This window comes from Paraburkholderia sp. FW306-2-2C-D06C (assembly GCF_058781505.1).
In genome coordinates this window covers 33,680-50,814 of sequence record NZ_JBYSWU010000060.1, presented here as the reverse complement: position 1 = coordinate 50,814, position 17,135 = coordinate 33,680, and the positions used below count along the sequence as shown (strand labels likewise).

At 63.8% G+C, this 17,135-nt stretch carries 13 protein-coding genes and 2 pseudogenes; 8 read left to right on the top strand and 7 right to left on the bottom strand.

Going from position 1 to position 17,135, the window contains the following annotated elements:
• Positions 1–366 precede the first annotated feature (366 nt).
• Positions 367–807 (top strand): homocysteine S-methyltransferase family protein, encoded by a 441-nt coding sequence (locus AC3WLT_RS31700; protein WP_492595578.1) that lies wholly within the window; start codon positions 367–369, stop codon positions 805–807.
• Here AC3WLT_RS31700 and AC3WLT_RS31695 read toward each other — a convergent pair.
• From AC3WLT_RS31695 to serB, 3 genes and pseudogenes are all read right to left on the bottom strand, one after another.
• Positions 797–1,480 (bottom strand): aldo/keto reductase, encoded by a 684-nt coding sequence (locus tag AC3WLT_RS31695; RefSeq protein ID WP_492595580.1) that lies wholly within the window; start codon positions 1,478–1,480, stop codon positions 797–799. The genes AC3WLT_RS31700 and AC3WLT_RS31695 overlap by 11 nt on opposite strands.
• Positions 1,481–1,714: 234 nt before the next feature.
• Positions 1,715–1,888: pseudogene (locus AC3WLT_RS31690) on the bottom strand (dihydrofolate reductase family protein); the annotation flags it as partial.
• 93 nt (positions 1,889–1,981) lie between these two features.
• Entirely contained in the window at positions 1,982–2,821 is an 840-nt protein-coding gene (gene serB, locus AC3WLT_RS31685) for a phosphoserine phosphatase SerB (RefSeq protein ID WP_492595577.1), read from the bottom strand.
• Positions 2,822–2,998: 177 nt separating this feature from the next.
• On the opposite strand from serB, the pseudogene AC3WLT_RS31680 reads away from it, so the two are divergent.
• The 3 genes and pseudogenes from AC3WLT_RS31680 to ligD form a co-directional block, all read left to right on the top strand.
• Positions 2,999–3,299: pseudogene (locus AC3WLT_RS31680) on the top strand (cytochrome P450); the annotation flags it as partial.
• Positions 3,300–3,486: 187 nt separating this feature from the next.
• A complete protein-coding gene (gene ku, locus AC3WLT_RS31675; RefSeq protein WP_492595576.1) occupies positions 3,487–4,461 on the top strand; it encodes a non-homologous end joining protein Ku in 975 nt (324 codons plus the stop codon).
• 64 nt (positions 4,462–4,525) lie between these two features.
• Positions 4,526–7,264 carry a DNA ligase D gene (ligD, locus tag AC3WLT_RS31670; RefSeq protein ID WP_492595575.1) on the top strand — a complete coding sequence of 913 codons (2,739 nt, stop codon included), beginning with the start codon at positions 4,526–4,528 and terminating at the stop codon, positions 7,262–7,264.
• A 30-nt stretch (positions 7,265–7,294) separates the two neighbouring features.
• Here ligD and AC3WLT_RS31665 read toward each other — a convergent pair whose 3' ends face one another.
• Complete coding sequence (locus AC3WLT_RS31665; protein ID WP_492595574.1) at positions 7,295–8,248, bottom strand: LysR family transcriptional regulator; 954 nt, start codon at positions 8,246–8,248, stop codon at positions 7,295–7,297.
• A gap of 171 nt (positions 8,249–8,419) precedes the next feature.
• Between AC3WLT_RS31665 and AC3WLT_RS31660 the strand changes: the two genes are divergently transcribed.
• Positions 8,420–9,436, top strand: a complete 1,017-nt coding sequence (locus AC3WLT_RS31660; RefSeq protein ID WP_492595573.1) for a zinc-binding alcohol dehydrogenase family protein — start codon at positions 8,420–8,422, stop codon at positions 9,434–9,436.
• A 314-nt stretch (positions 9,437–9,750) separates the two neighbouring features.
• A complete protein-coding gene (locus tag AC3WLT_RS31655; RefSeq protein ID WP_492595572.1) occupies positions 9,751–10,308 on the top strand; it encodes a DUF6013 family protein in 558 nt (185 codons plus the stop codon).
• Between the two features lie 62 nt (positions 10,309–10,370).
• On the opposite strand, the gene AC3WLT_RS31650 is transcribed toward AC3WLT_RS31655, so the two are convergent.
• Positions 10,371–11,177, bottom strand: a complete 807-nt coding sequence (locus AC3WLT_RS31650) for an ABC transporter permease (protein ID WP_492595571.1) — start codon at positions 11,175–11,177, stop codon at positions 10,371–10,373.
• Positions 11,174–11,884 (bottom strand): ABC transporter ATP-binding protein, encoded by a 711-nt coding sequence (locus AC3WLT_RS31645; protein ID WP_492595570.1) that lies wholly within the window; start codon positions 11,882–11,884, stop codon positions 11,174–11,176. Before AC3WLT_RS31645 ends, AC3WLT_RS31650 begins: the two co-directional genes overlap by 4 nt.
• Positions 11,885–12,054: 170 nt before the next feature.
• Here AC3WLT_RS31645 and AC3WLT_RS31640 point away from each other — a divergent pair, with 170 nt between their 5' ends.
• Entirely contained in the window at positions 12,055–14,583 is a 2,529-nt protein-coding gene (locus AC3WLT_RS31640; RefSeq protein ID WP_492595569.1) for an AsmA family protein, read from the top strand.
• Between the two features lie 46 nt (positions 14,584–14,629).
• Here AC3WLT_RS31640 and AC3WLT_RS31635 read toward each other — a convergent pair whose 3' ends face one another.
• The gene (locus tag AC3WLT_RS31635; protein ID WP_492595568.1) at positions 14,630–15,124 is read right to left on the bottom strand and encodes a hypothetical protein; all 495 of its coding nucleotides are present in this window, start codon (positions 15,122–15,124) and stop codon (positions 14,630–14,632) included.
• A gap of 390 nt (positions 15,125–15,514) precedes the next feature.
• On the opposite strand from AC3WLT_RS31635, the gene AC3WLT_RS31630 reads away from it, so the two are divergent.
• Positions 15,515–17,125: a sensor histidine kinase gene (locus tag AC3WLT_RS31630; protein ID WP_492595567.1), complete on the top strand. Its 1,611-nt coding sequence runs from the start codon at positions 15,515–15,517 to the stop codon at positions 17,123–17,125.
• The last annotated feature ends 10 nt before the right edge of the window (positions 17,126–17,135 follow it).

The window sequence follows — 17,135 nt, the reverse complement described above, 5'->3', positions numbered from 1 at the left end:
ACCTATCCGTCATCGGAGGTGCCCGGAGATTCTATCGCCGGGTTGGTGCATCCATTAATAGGTGGAACCCGAAGACGCAAGCGCCCGACGCTGGAAGGAACTTGATTCGAGTGGCTGCTTTGGGAAAGGCTGACCGACCGAAACGGGTCGATTGCAGTCCTACGACGCCCGGGCCTAGATCGCCGACAATCGATGGGTCTACATCTCAAATCGCGAGCGCTGGACGGTTCGAAAAACTGCCAGGGAAGGGTGCGGCTCACTGATGGAACCATACTGAAATCCCAGTAATAGACGGAATACGGGCTGGAACATTGTCCGACGCGAAAGCGGGCAGACTTGCGCGCGGTCATTCATGGCGAGAGAACATTGACCAATCGTTATACAAGGGAAGCCGGCACTGAAAGTAGTTTGATCGGTCGTAGTAGCCAGCCAGAAGTAATGGCAAGGGCAATGGACGCGGCAACGCAGCGCCTGCGCGAACTCGGTGCAACGCTCACTGACGGCAAGGGCAATGCGACGCTCGATGAACTGCGTCCGGATCTCGATCCGCAGGGGTATGCGGCACGGGTGGAGCAGTGGCTTGTGCATAGGGCCCGAATCGTCAGCGGCTGTTGCGGCATCGGACCGGAGCATATCGCACAACTGCACCGCGTGCTGGACGTACGCCAACAGGGACGCCCTCAGGATTCGGACGAAAACGTGCGCCAGCTGACCAGAAAAAAGGCCTTATTGGGCAAGGACGTGATCTTATCCGAGAAACTGCGAGCCAAACCCCGACCGTCCACCCTCCCGACTATTAGCTCATAGGTCCCTTAACCGACAAAAGTGCGTCTATCTCTGCCATAACGTTCGGCGGCAATGGGCCATAAGATAGTGCGCCTAAGTTTTCTATCACCTGCGTGGGCGTTCTGAAACCAGGAATCGGAATGGTGGTGTCGCTTCGAGCCCATATCCAGCACAAGGCGCCTTGGGCAAGGCTGCGTCCGCCAATCGTCAGCAAGTCACGGACCGCATCCAGGCGGCGAGCAAAATCTGGATGTGGACGTCCATTGGCAAAATAGGGCAGCCACGCTGGTGGCGTGGCGCGCACATCCGCACCACGAACCTCAATGGAATCATCGAATTTGGCAGTCAGAAGACCCATGGCAAGAGGAGAGCGATTGAGGCTCAGCAAACCTTCTGCTTTACACAGGTTCGTCATTTCGACTGCGGGCTGGAATAGATTCAGTGTGTATTGAACGGCGATAAATCCTGAGCGTCCGACCCAGCGAGCTGCTTGCGTAGGCTGGTCCGTACTCCAACCAAATGCACCAATCTTCCCTTCTGCGCAGAGATCCTGCAGCGTATCGACTACCGACCCGGCCATGTCACCAGGGTCATCGACATGTAATTGGTAAAGCCCAATCCGTTCACTGCCCAAACGCGTCAGCGATGCCTCAACCGCCCAGCGGATGTATTCTGCCGATAGATTGGTACCTATCCGATAGCGAATTCGTGGTGTGATCGCGCAACCGGATTTGCAGTTGCCACTACGTCTTACCGGCGCCGCGCTGTCGGCGAACCCTGAGTGTTCTTTGTCGGACGCAAGCGTACCGGCGGACTCGAAGTTAAAGCGGCAAACGTCCAGGCGTTTGGGTCGAGTTATTCGTAGTCCGCAGGTGCATGTCCCGCTTCCGCTGGCAGCAAGCTGCCAGTATCAATGAAAGCGGAACGGAATTAGAAGCCGAAGCTCGTCGACCAAGCCGGCTACGAGCAGTTGGCGCACCATGTCGCTGCTGCCAAACGTCAATAGATTGGCGCCGTCCTGACGTTTAAGCGCGCGTATCGCGTCGGCAAGGTCACCCTCCAGCGCATGACTGTTCTGCCAGTCAAGGGTACCGGATCGATGGCGCCGGCCCTCAAACGCGACATGCCGCATTGTTGCCGTCCGGCTATCACGATGCGCTCTGCTGGCCGGCGCTTTGCCTGAACACCCAACGCTTCAAAACAACCGCAACAACCCATCCAGTCCAACATGGTTGAACGCCACGCTGGCCGCTTCGCGCACCACCGGCTTCGCGCGGAACGCCACCGATAGGCCCGCCTCGGCCATCATCTTCAGATCGTTCGAACCATCGCCCATCGCGATCGCGCGGGCCGGCTCGATGCCTAGTTGGGCGCAAGTCTCGCGCAGCGTGCGCGCTTTCACGTCAGCGTTGACGATCTCGCCGATCACCTTGCCGGTCAGCTTCCCGTCAACGATTTCGAGCGTATTGGCGCGTGTGAAGTCCAGACCGAGCCGGGCCTTCAGCTTCTCGGTGAAGAACGTAAATCCGCCCGACACCAGCAGCGTTTTCAAACCGGCTGCCTGCGCGCCGGCCAGCATCTGTTCCGCCCCCGGCGAGAGTTGCAGGCGTTCTTCATAAACGCGTTCGAGCGCGCCGGCGTCGAGTCCCTTGAGCAGAGCCACGCGGCGCGTCAGACTTTCGTTGAAATCCTTGATTTCGCCGCGCATCGAAGCTTCGGTGATGGCGGCCACTTCGGCCTTTAGCCCGCAGAAATCGGCAATTTCGTCGATGCATTCGATCGTGATCAGCGTCGAATCCATGTCCATCGCGACCAGCCCGAAATCGCGCAGCTGGCGGCCTGCTTCGACAAACGCGTAGTCCAGTTGATGGGTGCCGCAATAGACCTCGAGGTCGGCGCGCTGCGTAACGCTGGCTTCGGCGATGCGAATCGCGTTCGCGTCGATGATGCTGGCGTGCGAGCCGCGCGCGAGGGCGACGAGCGTTTTGTGGTGGTCGGCGGACAGGGGCGCGGGGCTTTGGATGACGAGGTTCATGGACGACGCAGCAGTAACGCAGGAAAGGGCACGCGCGGCGCGCGCGGAAAATCCGGCTATTGTAACGGTTCGGCGGCACGCAACCGTCGGGCAAACCGTGTGCAACCCGCGCGTGCAATCCGGGCGTGCAACCCGCGTGCAACCATCAGACGCGCGGTTCATACTGGCGCATCGAACGATGATCCGCCGCGGCATACGCGGGTGCGCAAGCTGATCGCCGGCGCGCACGATCGCGGCGATGGAGCCGGGCCTGGTCCGCCTCGTCGACGGCTTGCTCGACGCCGCCGCTGCGCGCGGCCGGATCGGCCTGATCGGCGAATTCGCGTCGGCGATTCCGCTCGAGATCATCGGCAATCTGCTGAATGTGCCGCATGCCGAGCGCGAGCCGTTGCGGGGCTGGTCGCTGGCGATTCTCGGCGCGCTCGAGCCGTCGCGGACCGACGCGCAGTTCGAGCGCGGCAACCGCGCGGTTAGCGAATCGCAACTGCGCGAGGCGTCGGCGCCCCTGCCGCCGACGAGCCGGCACGCCGTATCTTTTGCCGACATGACGCAAGACTTACAGCCGATGCCCTGAGCGGCAAGCACGCCGTCACGCTGTACGGCGCGAGGAACCGCGTGGCACGCTTGCTGCTTCACCGAAGGATTCAGGACTTGGGGAGCGCACGATGGCACACATGATCTGGAAGGGCGCAATCAGCTTCGGCCTCGTCCACATACCAGTGCAACTGTACCCGGCGACGCACTCGGAGAAGGTCGGCTTCAATCTGCTCGACAAGCGCTCGATCGATCCGGTCGGCTACAAGCAGATCAACAAGCGCACCGGCAAAGAAGTCGCGCGCGAGAACATCGTGCGCGGCTTCGAATACGAAAAGGACAAGTACGTCGTGCTGTCCGATGAGGAGATCCGCGCGGCGAATCCCGAGTCCACGCAGACGGTCGATATCCTCGCATTCGTCGATGCGCCCGAGATCTCGTTTCTCTATCTCGACACGCCGTACTTCCTCACGCCGGACCGCAACGGCGAAAAGGTGTATGCGCTGCTGCGCGAGGCGATGAAGTCGTCGGGCAAGGCGGGCGTGGCGAGCGTCGTGCTGCATAACAAGCAGCATCTCGCGGTCTTGATCCCGGTCGGTCCGGTGCTGGCGTTGAATACGCTGCGCTGGGCCGCCGAAGTGCGCGACTTCGACGAATTCAAGCTGCCCGCCGAAGATCCGAAGAAAGCCGGCTTCACCGCGCGCGAGCTCGACATGGCGAAAAAGCTGATCGACGACATGAGCGACACGTGGGACCCGGCGAAGTATCACGACACGTTCCGCGACGACATCATGGCGCTGGTCGATCGCAAGATCCGCGCGGGCAAGACTGAGGAAATCACCGTGGTCGAAGCGCCACAGGCGTCGCGTCAATCCGCCGATATTCTCGATCTGTCGGACCTGCTCAAGCGCAGCCTCGGCCGCGGCAAAGGCAAGCCGACGGCGGGCGGGCGCAAGAATGCGGTGGACGATGAGGACGACGCGGAAGCCACCGCACCGGCGCGCAAGAAGCCGCGCACGGCGAGCACGCCCCGCAGCGGCGGCAGCGGCAGCGGTAGCGGCGGCAAGACCACTCCGGCGGCGCGCAAACGACGCGCGGCCGCTTGACAGGGAACCCGGGCAGCCGCGCGGATAACCCCGTGCCACTTTGCCCGGCGACGAGTTCACCGCCATGAACGACAGACTCGATCTCTATAACCGCAAGCGCCGTTTTGACGAAACGCCGGAACCGTCCGGCGCAACCGCGCGCAAGAAAGCGAGCCGGACAACCACTGCGCGTGAATCGAAGCAGGGTCTGTCGTATGTGATCCAGGAGCACGATGCGCGGCGCCTGCATTACGACTTCCGGCTCGAACTGAACGGCACGTTGCTATCCTGGGCAGTGCCCAAAGGGCCGAGCCTCGACCCGTCGGTGAAGCGGCTCGCGGTGCATGTCGAAGATCATCCAGTCGAATACGGCTCTTTCGAGGGCGAGATTCCGCCTGGCAACTATGGCGCGGGCACCGTGATCGTGTGGGATCGCGGCACATGGGAACCGGTTGGCGGCGCGGCGGAAGCGGCCAGATCCTACAAGGCCGGCAAGCTCAAGTTCGAACTCTTCGGCGAGAAGCTGCATGGCGGCTGGACGCTGGTGCGCAGTCATATGCGCGGCAGCGGCGATAAGGAGCAATGGCTGCTGATCAAGGAACGCGACGACGAAGCCCGCGACGAAAACGAATACGACGTGCTGAAGGAACGGCCGGGCAGCGTGCTCGGTGGCGGCGCGTCGGCGGGCAAAGGTGCCAGGCCCTTGGCGAGGAAAGCCGCGAACAAGCCGGCAACGAGCGCAAAGACCGCCGGCACGAAGGGCGCGAAGACTGCTTCAGCGCACCGCGCCGACCCGAAAAAAACCGATCTCGTCACGACGCGCAGCACGCAGTCGCTGCGCGAGCTGGCCGTGTCGCCGTCGATCGAGGGCGCGGTCAAAGGCGCGTTGCCCGCCACGTTCGACCCGCAACTGGCGACGCTCGTCGATGCCGCGCCGCCCGGCGAAAACTGGTCGTACGAAATCAAGTTCGACGGCTACCGCGTGCTGACGCGCATCGACCGTCCGGCGAGCGACAAGGTGAAGAGAACGGCGAAGGGAAAAGCGAAGGGAAAAGCGAGGGGAAAAGCGAAGAGCAACGCAGTGAAGGTGTTCACGCGCGCCGGCAATGACTGGACCGCGAAATTCAGCAAACAGGTCAAGGCGTTCGAACAGCTCGACATCGAGCGCGCGTGGCTCGACGGCGAAGCGGTGGTGCTCGATAAAAATGGCGTGCCGAGTTTTCAGGCGCTGCAAAACGCGTTCGACGCCAACCGCCCGCAGGACATCGTCATCTATCTGTTCGACATCCCGTTTCTGAACGGCTATGACTTGCGCGGCGTGCCGCTCGAACAACGCCGCGCGATCCTGCGCGCGCTGATGGAAGACGGCGACGACAGCGTGCTGCGCTTCTCGAACGACTTCGGCTACACCGTCGACGATCTGCTGAAGAGCGCCTGCGACGCGGGGCTCGAAGGCATCATCGGCAAGCGGCGCGACAGCGGCTATACCTCCGGGCGCACGTCCGCGTGGATCAAATTGAAGTGCCGGCAGCGTCAGGAGTTTGTGATCGGCGGCTATTCGGAGCCGTCGGGCAGCCGCGCCGCATTCGGCGCGCTGCTGCTCGGCGTCTACGACGGGGACGGCGAATTGCAATACGCCGGGCGCGTCGGCACCGGCTTCGACGCCGCGTCGCTGCGTTCAATCAGGAACAAGCTCGACGCGCTCGAAACCCAACGCATGCCGTTCGCCGCCGAGCCGCGCGAACGCAGCCGCACGCCGGTGCATTGGATCAAGCCGGAACTCGTCTGCGAATGCAATTTCGCCGAATGGACCAGCGAGCGCATCGTGCGGCAGGCGTCGTTCGTCAGTCTGCGCAGCGACAAACCGGCACGGCAGATCGTCCAGGAAGCACCCCGTCAAGGAGCCGACGTGCAACAGCAAACCGATATCGCGTCCGAAGTCGCCGGTGTGCGCGTGTCCCATCCCGACCGCGTGATCGACAGGAGCACCGGCACACGCAAGATCGATCTCGTCCGGTACTACGAATCGGTCGCCGGCTGGATGCTGCCGCATCTGCAGGACCGGCCCGTGTCGCTGGTGCGCGCGCCGGAGGATATCGGCGGCGAACTGTTCTTTCAGAAGCACAGCCAGAAGCTGGCGATTCCGAACGTCACGCAGCATCCCGGACTGGACCCCGGACATCCGCCGCTGATTACCGTCGATACGCTCGAGGCGTTGGTCGGCGCCGCGCAAATGGGCACGATCGAATTTCATACGTGGAACGGCGTGGCGTCGAAGCTCGACAAGCCCGATCGCATGGTGTTCGATCTCGACCCCGATGCGTCGCTAGGCTGGGACAGGATGATCGAGGCGGCGCAACTGACGCGCTCGCTGCTCGAGGAACTCGGCCTGACGTCGTTCTGCAAGACGAGCGGCGGCAAAGGGCTGCATGTGGTCGTGCCGCTCGCGAGGCAGGCGGACTGGGACGAAGTGAAGGCGTTCTCGCAGGCCGTCGCGCAGCACATGGCGGCGATGCTGCCCAAGTACTTCAGTGCCAGGATGGGTGCGCAAAATCGCAAGCAGAAAATCTTCGTCGATTATCTGCGCAATAACCGCGGCTCGAGCACGGTCGCCGCGTTCTCGGCGCGCGCCCGGCCGGGGCTGGGCGTTTCGGTGCCGCTCGCGTGGGACGAGGTCGCCGCGACCACCGGTGGCGCTCAATGGAACATCGAGAACCTGCACGAGCGGCTCGCGGACCTCGAACGCGACCCCTGGGCGGACTACGCGAAGTCGCGTCAGCGCATCACGGCGGCGATGAGAAACCGTCTGGACGGAGCGGAGTGAGCGCTATCGAGCCGACGGAGCCTGCGCGCCTCAGTCAGTCGCCGTGTCCCAATACGGCGGATCGCCGAAATGCGCAGCAAGGAACTCGATGAACGCCAGCGTTTTCGGCGGCACGAACGCGCGGCTCGGATAAACCGCCCAGATGGCGACCTGCTGCGCGAGCGGATAGGTGTCGAGCACGCTGACCAGCTCGCCGCTGCGCAGATACGGTGCGACGTCCCATGTCGATTTGAGCGCGATGCCGAAGCCGGCCAGCAGCGCATCGCGGATCACTTCGCCGTTGTCGGTGACGAGGCGCCCGCTCACCCGCACATCGAGCGGACCGGCAGGCGTCACGAACGCCCAGTCGCGCTGGTCCGACAGGATCATGCATTCGTGCTGTGTCAGGTCCGACGGATGATGCGGCGTGCCGCGCGCGGCGAGATAGGCGGGCGCCGCGCAGATCACACGGCGGTTCGCCGCGAGGCGCCGCGCCACCAGCGACGAATCCTTCAGCACGCCGACGCGGATCGCCACGTCGATGCCCGCATCGACCAGATCGACGAGTTGATCGGTCAGCCGCAAATCGACGCTCACGCCGGGATAGCGGCGCAGAAACTCGCTGATCATCGGCGACACATGCTGTCGCCCGAACGACGACGGCATCGACACCCGCAAACGGCCCTGCGGTTCGGCCTGGGCGCGGCCGACCGAGGCGCGCGCGGCGGCGGCAGCATCGAGCAGCGCCTGGGCGCGCGTCATGAACACTTCGCCATCCTGAGTGAGACTGATGCGGCGCGTGGTCCGGTGCAGCAGGCGCGCGCCGAGCAGCTTTTCCAGCTGCGCGATCCGCGAACTTGCCACCGCCGCCGACAAGCCGAATTCGCGGCCGGAGGCCGACACGTTGGCGAGCAAGGCGGCCCGCACGAACAGCGCGACGTCGAGCAGATCGAGGCGCTCGCGGTCGCCGGACAAGGATGGCGCTGGCTGGTCAGTAGGATCCATTATTCTGAAATTCAAAAAGATGTTTCAGTCATTATGATGGTTTTATGAGAATAAGAGCCGCTTTACGATGACGTCAATGCGAACGCGGGCGGCATCGGCGGCCAATACAACCAGACGCCGCCCGCCAGGTTCGCCAGTCGTCCAACCTCATCTGAATGAACAGGAGCTGTGATGAAAGCCGTCGGTCTCTACCGTTATTTGCCGATCGATCAAGCCGAAGCGCTGGTCGACGTCGAGATCAGCAAACCCGAAGCCACCGGCCATGACCTGCTGGTCAAGGTCGAGGCGATCTCAGTCAATCCCGTTGACACCAAAGTGCGCGCCCCGAAAGACACCGTCGAGAAAGAGCCGCGCGTTCTAGGCTGGGACGCAGCCGGTACGGTGGCGGCGGTCGGGCCGGACGTCACGCTGTTCAAGGTCGGCGATCCGGTGTTTTACGCCGGCAGCATCACGCGGCCGGGCGCCAATAGCGAGTTCCATCTGGTGGACGAACGCATCGCCGGGCGCAAGCCGGCGTCGCTCGATTTCAGCCATGCGGCCGCGTTGCCGTTGACCGCGATCACCGCGTGGGAAGCGCTGTTCGATCGCCTCGGCGTATCGCCGCAAGGCGCGGACGAAGGCCGCACGGTGCTGATCATCGGCGGTGCGGGCGGGGTCGGTTCGATCGGCATCCAGTTGGCGAAGCAACTCGCGAAGCTGAAGGTGATCGCGACCGCGTCGCGTCCCGAATCGGCGAAGTGGGCGACGGAACTGGGCGCGGATTACGTCGTCGATCACTTCGGCGACATGCCCGCGCAGTTGAAAAAGCTCGGGTTCGACCAGGTCGATTATGTGCTGATGTTCAACGACACTGACAGGCACTTTCCGGCAGCAGCCGAAGTGATCAAACCGCAAGGCGGCATTTGCACGATCGTCGAGAACAGTAAGCCGGTTCCCGTCGAACTGTTGACGGCGAAAAGCGCCGCGTTCCATTGGGAGTTCATGTTTACGCGTTCGATGTTCGGCACGCCCGACATGATCGAGCAGCACAAGCTGTTGACCGAAGTGGCGCGTCTGGTCGACGCGGGCACGCTGCGCACGACAGTCGGTCAGGATCTCGGCAAGATCAACGCCGACAATCTGCGCCGCGCGCATCAACTGCTCGAACAGGGGCGCGTGATCGGCAAGCTGGTGCTGACGGGCTTCTAAGCCGCGCAGCCCGATGATTGAGCATGGCCGGCGTCGCATCAATGCGCCGCCGGCCATGTGTCTTTTGGAGAGCAGCCTATGCGGGGACGCAGCAAGGGACAGCGACGAATCTCACGCGCAGAAAACGCGTCGCCGCAAGCGGGTTAACACCCGATTCGTATGAAGCGCGCGCGTGGCCGCTTGGCGTTAGACTGGCAGGGCATCATGCTAAAACAGTTGCGTGTCTCGTGGTTCGCCCGGCCGGTCGCCATCAGGCGCGAGTCGGGCAGTAGCGCTTAAGCGGGCGCGCAGCGGCACAACAACGAGGTGACAGTATGAGCTTCAGACTTTCCGCCGTTTCGGTTGTTGCTTCTCTCGCCTGCGCTCTGGCGCCCGGCATGCTCGTGCCGGTGGCCCATGCGGCCACGCCGATTACGGTCACGTCGCAAGCCGCCACCGATGGTCCGATCCGCTACACGGTTCGCGTCACATCGAAACAGTTCGGCAATTCACAGGAAACGCGTACGATCCGTTCCGGCGAATCGGATGACTTCACGTGGAAGACCGTGCCGCCGGGTGGGCCGGTTCCCGCGACGGACACATGTCCGAATTACGCATCGCTGCCGGTCGACGCCAACGGCGCGATGATTCGTCAGACGCAGATCCGCTTTGCGCCCGTGGTCGCCGGCGACGGCACCGCGACCGTGCAACTGAGCTTCCAGGCGCAGACGCCGCACGGCGTCAAGACCGTGACGAGCGGCGGCAAAACGCTCAAGTGTCCGAACGACGTGAGCCTCAGCCAGATCCTGCGCTTTACGATGCCGACCAACGGCAGCACCAGGACGCTGACGCTCACCGACGGCACCCAGGTGGCGGTGACGGCAAAGCGCTGAGTCGCTGAGTCGCCGAGTCGCCGGATCGCCGGATCGCTGAGTCGTGCGTGGGGAGACGATAGTCAACGCTGCGCTGCCGGCCGCTCCACCAGCCGCGCGGCCAGAAACCGGTGCTCGGCGGAGAAGAGCCGCCGGTAGGTGAGCAGCACCGCGCCCACCGTCCCCAACGCGGACGATGCCGCGATCAGAAACATGATCACGATCTGATAGCGCACCGCCTGCAACGGCGACTGACCCGCCAGCACCTGGCCGGTCATCATGCCCGGCAAACTCACCACGCCGACCACCGCCATCTGATTCAGCGTCGGCATCATGCCGGCGCGTACCGCTTGCCGCGCCGGCGCCTGCGCCGCTTCCCAACGCGTCGCGCCCAGCGCGAGAGCCATATCGACGCGGTCGCGCCGCGCGGTCAGCTCCTCGGTCATCCGTTCGATGCCGAGCGACACGCCGGTCAGCGTATTGCCGAGGATCATGCCGAGGATCGGAATCGCATACTGCGGCTCGTACCACGGATGAATGCGGATCACGACGAAGAGTCCCACCGCCGCCACCAGCCACGAACTGACCCAGATCGACAGCACGCTGTCCGCACGTTGTCCGGCATAGGTGCGATTGCCGCGCTGCGCGCCCGCGAAGCCGGCGATCAGCGTCATCACGATCATCAGCGGCAGCACCACGAACCAGCGGTCATAGCGGAACACCCAGCCGAGCACATAGCCGATCGCGAGCAACTGCAAGACGGTGCGTGCTGCCGCCCATGCCAGCTTGCGTTCGAGATCCAGCTTGAGCGCCACCGATACCACGCCGTTCACGACGATCAGCAACGCGGCAATCGCGACGTCCCAGAGACTCAGATTCTGCAATGTCATTGGTCGAGCTCCGGTTGAGCCTGGGTCACGGCCGATTCGTCGAGCACGCCGGCGCGCATCGTCAGATGCCGCTCGCTCATGCGCACGGCTTGCGCCGGGTCGTGCGACACCCACACCGAGGCGTGCCGGCCCGGCTCGGCATCGAACCACGCGTGCACCAGGCCCTCGATCGCACGCGACGACTCCGGGTCGAGCGAGGCCGTCGGTTCGTCGAGCAGCAGGACGTCGGGCGCGAGTTGCAGGACGCGGATCAGCGCGGTGATCTGCGCCTCGCCACCCGAGAGTTCGCTCGCGCGCTTGTCGAGGAAATCGCCGCCGCGCCCGGCCTGGGCGGCGAGGCTCGCCGCGCGCGCCCGGTCGAAGCGGACATCGCGATAGGTTCGCAGCTCGAACGGATAGCGCAGATTGTCTTCGACGCTGCCGTCGAGCAGCGCGGGCCGCTGCCGGATATATGCGACGTTGCGCCGGTAACGCGGAATGGCGGCGCGCGCGACCGGCGCGCCGCGCCACATGATGCGTCCCGCATCGAGCGGATCGAGCAGGGCGAGCGTGCGCAGAAACACGCTCTTGCCGGACCCCGACGGACCGGTGACCGCGACCCGGTCGCCTGCCAGCAAGGCGAAATGGGTCGGTTGAAGGAGCGTTTGCCCGCGTAGCGCGTCGCGCCGGGCGATGCCGTCGGCGAGGACCAGGGGAATATCGTTCATGAGTGAAATCGTTGTGGGGTTTGGCATTTTTGAGGCACTGCCGTGACGCTGCCGTGGCCTTCCCGTTGCATGCTACGTGCATCCGAGCCGTGCGGCATGATAAAACGACAACTATCAGGCACGATACGTGCTGTCAGTTGCATAACCAAGAAGAAACCGCGGGGCCCTCAATGGCAGTGTCGAACACAATCGGAAGACGGATCGGGAAAATCATCGCATGGCTGATGGGGATCATCGTCGTTCTGATTGCTGCGCTGGCGGTTTTTATTCTGACTTTTGACTGGAACCGGGCTCGGCCGTGGGTCAACGACAAAGTCACGCAGGCGATCGGCCGGCCGTTCGCGATCACCGGCGATCTGACGGTTGGATGGCGGCATCCGGTGGGCGAGACCGGTTGGCGGGGCTGGGTGCCCTGGCCGCGTTTCTCCGCGGCCAATATCACGGTGGGCAATCCGGGCTGGAGCAAACAGCCGCACTTCGCGACGCTCGACGAGATCGACTTCGAGGTCAAGGTCTTGCCGCTGCTTGCGCACGACATCGTGATTCCTGCGATCAACCTCGTGAATCCTTCGGTCGACCTCGAGCGCCTGCTCGACGGGCGCAATAACTGGACCTTCAAATTGCCCGCTTCGACCGGGCCTTCGGAATGGAAGCTCGATCTGCACGACATCGCGTTTGCGAAGGGTAGCGTCGTGCTGTCGGACCAGCAGAAGAAAATCGAGATGCAGACCGTCATCGATACGCTCGGCCAGCCGATTCCGATCGGCGAGGCGATGAAGCAGCAGGAAGCGGCATCACGCAGCGCGTCGGCGGAAGCGGTCGGCAAGGCGGGCGCGAGCAAGCTTGCCGCGCAGGTTAACGCGGCCGCGGCTTCCGGCGCTTCGTCGGCGGATGGCAATGCTTCGTGGGCGAAGGCGGGCACGGGCGGCTCGGGAGCCTCGGAAGCGCTGGTTGCCGGCGGTTCGAAGGGCGCAGGTGAGGGGGGGAACAAGGGAGCGAGCGGCACAGCGGCTGCATTAGCGTCGCCCACCAGCGGGACGGCAGGCACGGCAGGCACGGCAGGCACGGCAGGCGGCCACGGGCCGGCGACTCCGCTGTATGCGATCGGCTGGACCATCAAGGGCACCTACAACAAGACGCCGCTGTCGGGCAGCGGCAAGGTCGGCGGCGTGCTGGCGCTGCAGGATGCGAACCGGCCATTTCCGGTGCAAGCCGATGTGAAGACCGGCGATCTGCGTGTCGGCCTGGTGGGTACGATCACCGATCCGGCGCATCTCGCTGCGGTCGATCTGCGTCTCTGGCTGCAAGGCGACAGCATGGCGCGGCTCTATTCGCTGACCGGGGTGACCTTGCCGGAAACGCCGCCGTACGCGACCGAGGGGCGTCTCGTCGGTCAGTTCAAGGCCGGCGGCAATATCTTCAAGTATGAGAATTTTACCGGCCGGGTAGGCGGCAGCGATCTGAATGGTTCGCTGATCTATACGGCGCGCGAGCCGCGTCCGCTGTTGCAGGGGGAACTGGTGTCGCATCTGTTGCAATTCGCCGATCTGGCGCCGGTGATCGGCGCGGACTCGAACGCGAGCAAGGCCCGGCGCGGTGACGCGACGCGCCAGCCGGGCGGCAAGGCATTGCCGGTCGAAGAATTTCGCACCGACCGCTGGAAGGCAATCGACGCCGACGTGAAATTCACGGGCCGCCGCATCGTCAAGGACGTGAACCTGCCGATCACCGATCTGTACACGCACGTCGTCCTGGCCGACGGCGTGCTGTCGCTGGAGCCGTTGAAGTTCGGCGTGGCCGGCGGTTCGCTCGCATCCGACATCCATCTGGACGGCAGCACGGTGCCGCTCAAGGGGCGCTTCTCTACGTCGGCGCGGCATCTGAAGCTCAAGCAACTGTTTCCGAACTTCAAGACGATGCAAAACGCGCTTGGAGAAATCAACGGCGATGCCGCGTTGACCGCGACCGGCAATTCGCCGGCGGCGTTGGCTGCGACTTCGAACGGCGAGGTGAAGGCGCTGGTCACCGACGGCACGGTGAGCCGCCTGTTGATGGAGGCGGCCGGGCTGAACGTGGCGAACGTCGTGTATGAAAAACTGTTCGGCAATCGCGACGTGAAGATCAACTGCGCCGCGGCCGATTTTGTGGCGACCAACGGCATTCTGAATTCACGCGTCTTCGCGCTCGATACAGACGATGCGGTGATCAACATCGACGGCGACGTGAATTTGCGCGATGAATCGATGGACCTTGGCGTGCATCCGCATACCAAGGGTTTCCGGGTGTTTTCGCTGCGCTCGCCGTTGTATGTGAAGGGGACCTTCAAGGATCCCCATGTCGGGGTCAATGCTGCCGCGTTGGCATTGCGAGGCGGCGCCGTTGTCGGGCTTGGATTGATGAATCCGTTTGCCGCGTTGATTCCGTTGCTTGCGCCCAGCAATAGTAAGCCGTTGGCTTGTAATCGGTTGCTGTCGCAGGTGCGTCAGGCGCCGACCGCGCCGCCTCCGGGGCAGAAGCAGAAGCCCAAGGCGGCGATTTCACTGGACGGTTTGCCGGGCGCCAAATCGGGTTCTGCGCCTGCTGCGGCTGGAAAGAAACCCGCTGGTTTGGCGCCGGGTAATCCGGGCAATGCGCCGGGCAATGCGCCGGGCAATGCGCCGGGTAATGCGGTTGATGCGGCTGAATATAAGGGGAGTTGAGGTTTTCTGTTTGACAGAAACTAAACGCATTCGAGGGGCAAAAACCTTACCTTAAAGACCGCGGAGCGGCATCCCCGGCGGCGTCCTGCCGCCGAACCCCGCGGCGCGCGCCACCGACCCGGGTAGCGCCAAATTCCGTCAGGATCTTACCTCTCGCCCGGCTGGCAAAGACCAGAAATCCAAAGCCATCCGCCTCATACCAATACCCGCCATTTTCCAGCCCATCGAGCGGCTGCTCCAGCGCATTGGTAATCGACTCGATGCAACGCCGCCGCAATTCGGCCGGCGCCGGATAAGGAGGCTGCGCGCCGCGCACGCTGCACAAGAGCACATCGAGACCAGGCAGCACGTGCGCATAAAGCACCGGTTCGTCCTGCGCGCGAGCGCGCGCAATTTTGGTGTCGAGCTGAGCGAATGGTTTGAAATGCCGCAGCACCGCGAGGAACGACTCATCGCCGTCCACCTTCGCGCGTCTACGCTTTTTCGGGAAGGACATAAAAATTCGCCTGAAAAAGAATTGCAAGAAACGCAGCGTCCTCATGCGACAACTCCCGGCTTCGCGCGCCGCACGTCGATCTTTTATAGCATACGACAAGGCCGGATTCACGGTGATTCGACGACGACGCCGTCACACCGCCTCCCGCACGAATCATGCCGAACCGCCTCGCCGCGCGCTTTCCCTTCCCAGCACATCTGTCTCCATCATAGACGCACGCGCCGTCGAAAAAACATGTGTGATCAATAAAAAAGTCATTTTTATGTGGGCGCGCGCATCTTGCCTCTACGTTGAAATATCTCACATTCGCGTCGATAATGGCCCGTCCGGCTGCATCGCGCCGTGCTCGCCTCCAGTGCTGCGCGGCTCGGCAGCAGGCCGGGCGGCAAGCCGTCCGCGCGTGCCGCCGCGGCCTGAGTGACCCCTTGGGCGAACATGAAACTTTTTACCAAGGGTCTGCTGCTGATTGCAGTGCCGAGCGTGGTCGAGCTGGCGCTTCTGGGCGTCGTCTTCGATACCCAGGAGCAGACGGCGCAGGCCGCGCAGTGGGTCGCCAACAGCAAGCAGATCCTCTATCAGTCGTCTGCCATCGTCGATCCGCTGCTGCGTCAGGCCGCGCGGGTACGCACGGGCATGGTCGTCGGCGACCCGTCGTTTATTGACCGGCATACAGTGTGGGTCGAGCTCGGCGACCGGCTTGCGCACCTCGAGACGCTGGTCGGCGATACGCCGCAGCAAGTCCAGCGGGTGCACCAGATGCAAAAGGCGATCGAAACGTATCGCGCGCAGACCGCCGCGATCTCGCAGGCCCTGCATGCGGGGCGCAGCCTGAACGCGTTCATTGCACGGGAAAACGGCGCGCTGCCCCAGCAGATCGCGCTGTTTCGCGACGAGCTTGCCGCGTTCGTCAACGAAGCGGCGCGGCTCGACGCAGAGCGCGACGCGTCCCTTGCGCGGCGGGGCGAGCGCCAGCAATACGCGCTGATCGCCGCCGTGATCGGCTCGATGCTGATCTGGGCGGCCACTGCTGTGGTGTTCGCGCGCAACATCGGCCGGCGGCTGGAAGTGCTGACCGATAATGCCGAGCGGCTGGGCAACGGGCGGCCGCTTGCGGCGCCGCTCTCCGGCAACGACGAAATCGCCGCACTCGATGCGGTGCTTCATCAGACGGGCGCCCGTCTGCGTGAAGCGGAAGGCGAGCAGACCCTGCTGAAAGCGCGGCTCGAAGCGCGTGCGCAGGAACTCGGGGGCGTCAACGAGGAGCTGCGCCAGGAGACGCAAGACAACGAAATGTTCATCTATAGCGTGTCGCACGATCTGCGCTCCCCGTTGGTGAATCTGCAAGGCTTTTCAAAAGAGTTACAGGTGTCGTGCGACGAACTGCACAGCACCGTCGAGGCGGCCGGCTTGCCGCACGCCGAGCACCGGCGCATGGTGCATATCCTCGACGGCGACGTGCGGGAGTCCTTGCAATATCTGCGTACCGCGGTGACGCGGGCCGCAGCGATCATCGACGCGCTGTTGCGCATTTCGCGCGCCGGCCGGCTCGAATATCAGTGGCAGCGCGTGAGCGTCGGCCGGGTGGTGGGGCGGGTGGTCGATGCGCTGCAAGGCGCGATCAGCCAGCGCGCGGCGGTCGTCACCGTGCGCGAGTTGCCGCCCGCGTGGGGCGACCCGGGCGCGATCGAGCAGATTTTCAGCAACCTGATCGGCAACGCGCTCAACTATCTCGACCCGGTGCGTCAAGGGCGCATCGAGATCGGCGCGCTGGAGCCGGAACCCGTGGACGAACTGGAGCCGCGCGCGCTGCGCACCCGCACCTATTACGTGCGCGATAACGGACTTGGAATTCCGGCGGCCTATATGTCGAAGGTGTTCCGTGCGTTTCAGCGTCTGCACGGCGACGTCGCGAGCGGCGAGGGCATCGGGCTCGCGGTGGTGCGGCGGATGGCGGAGCGGCACGGCGGCAGGGTTTGGGTGGAGTCGGCGGAAGGCGCGGGGTCGACCTTTTTCGTCGTGCTGCCGGAACAGCCGGCGCGCCATTGAATTGAGACCC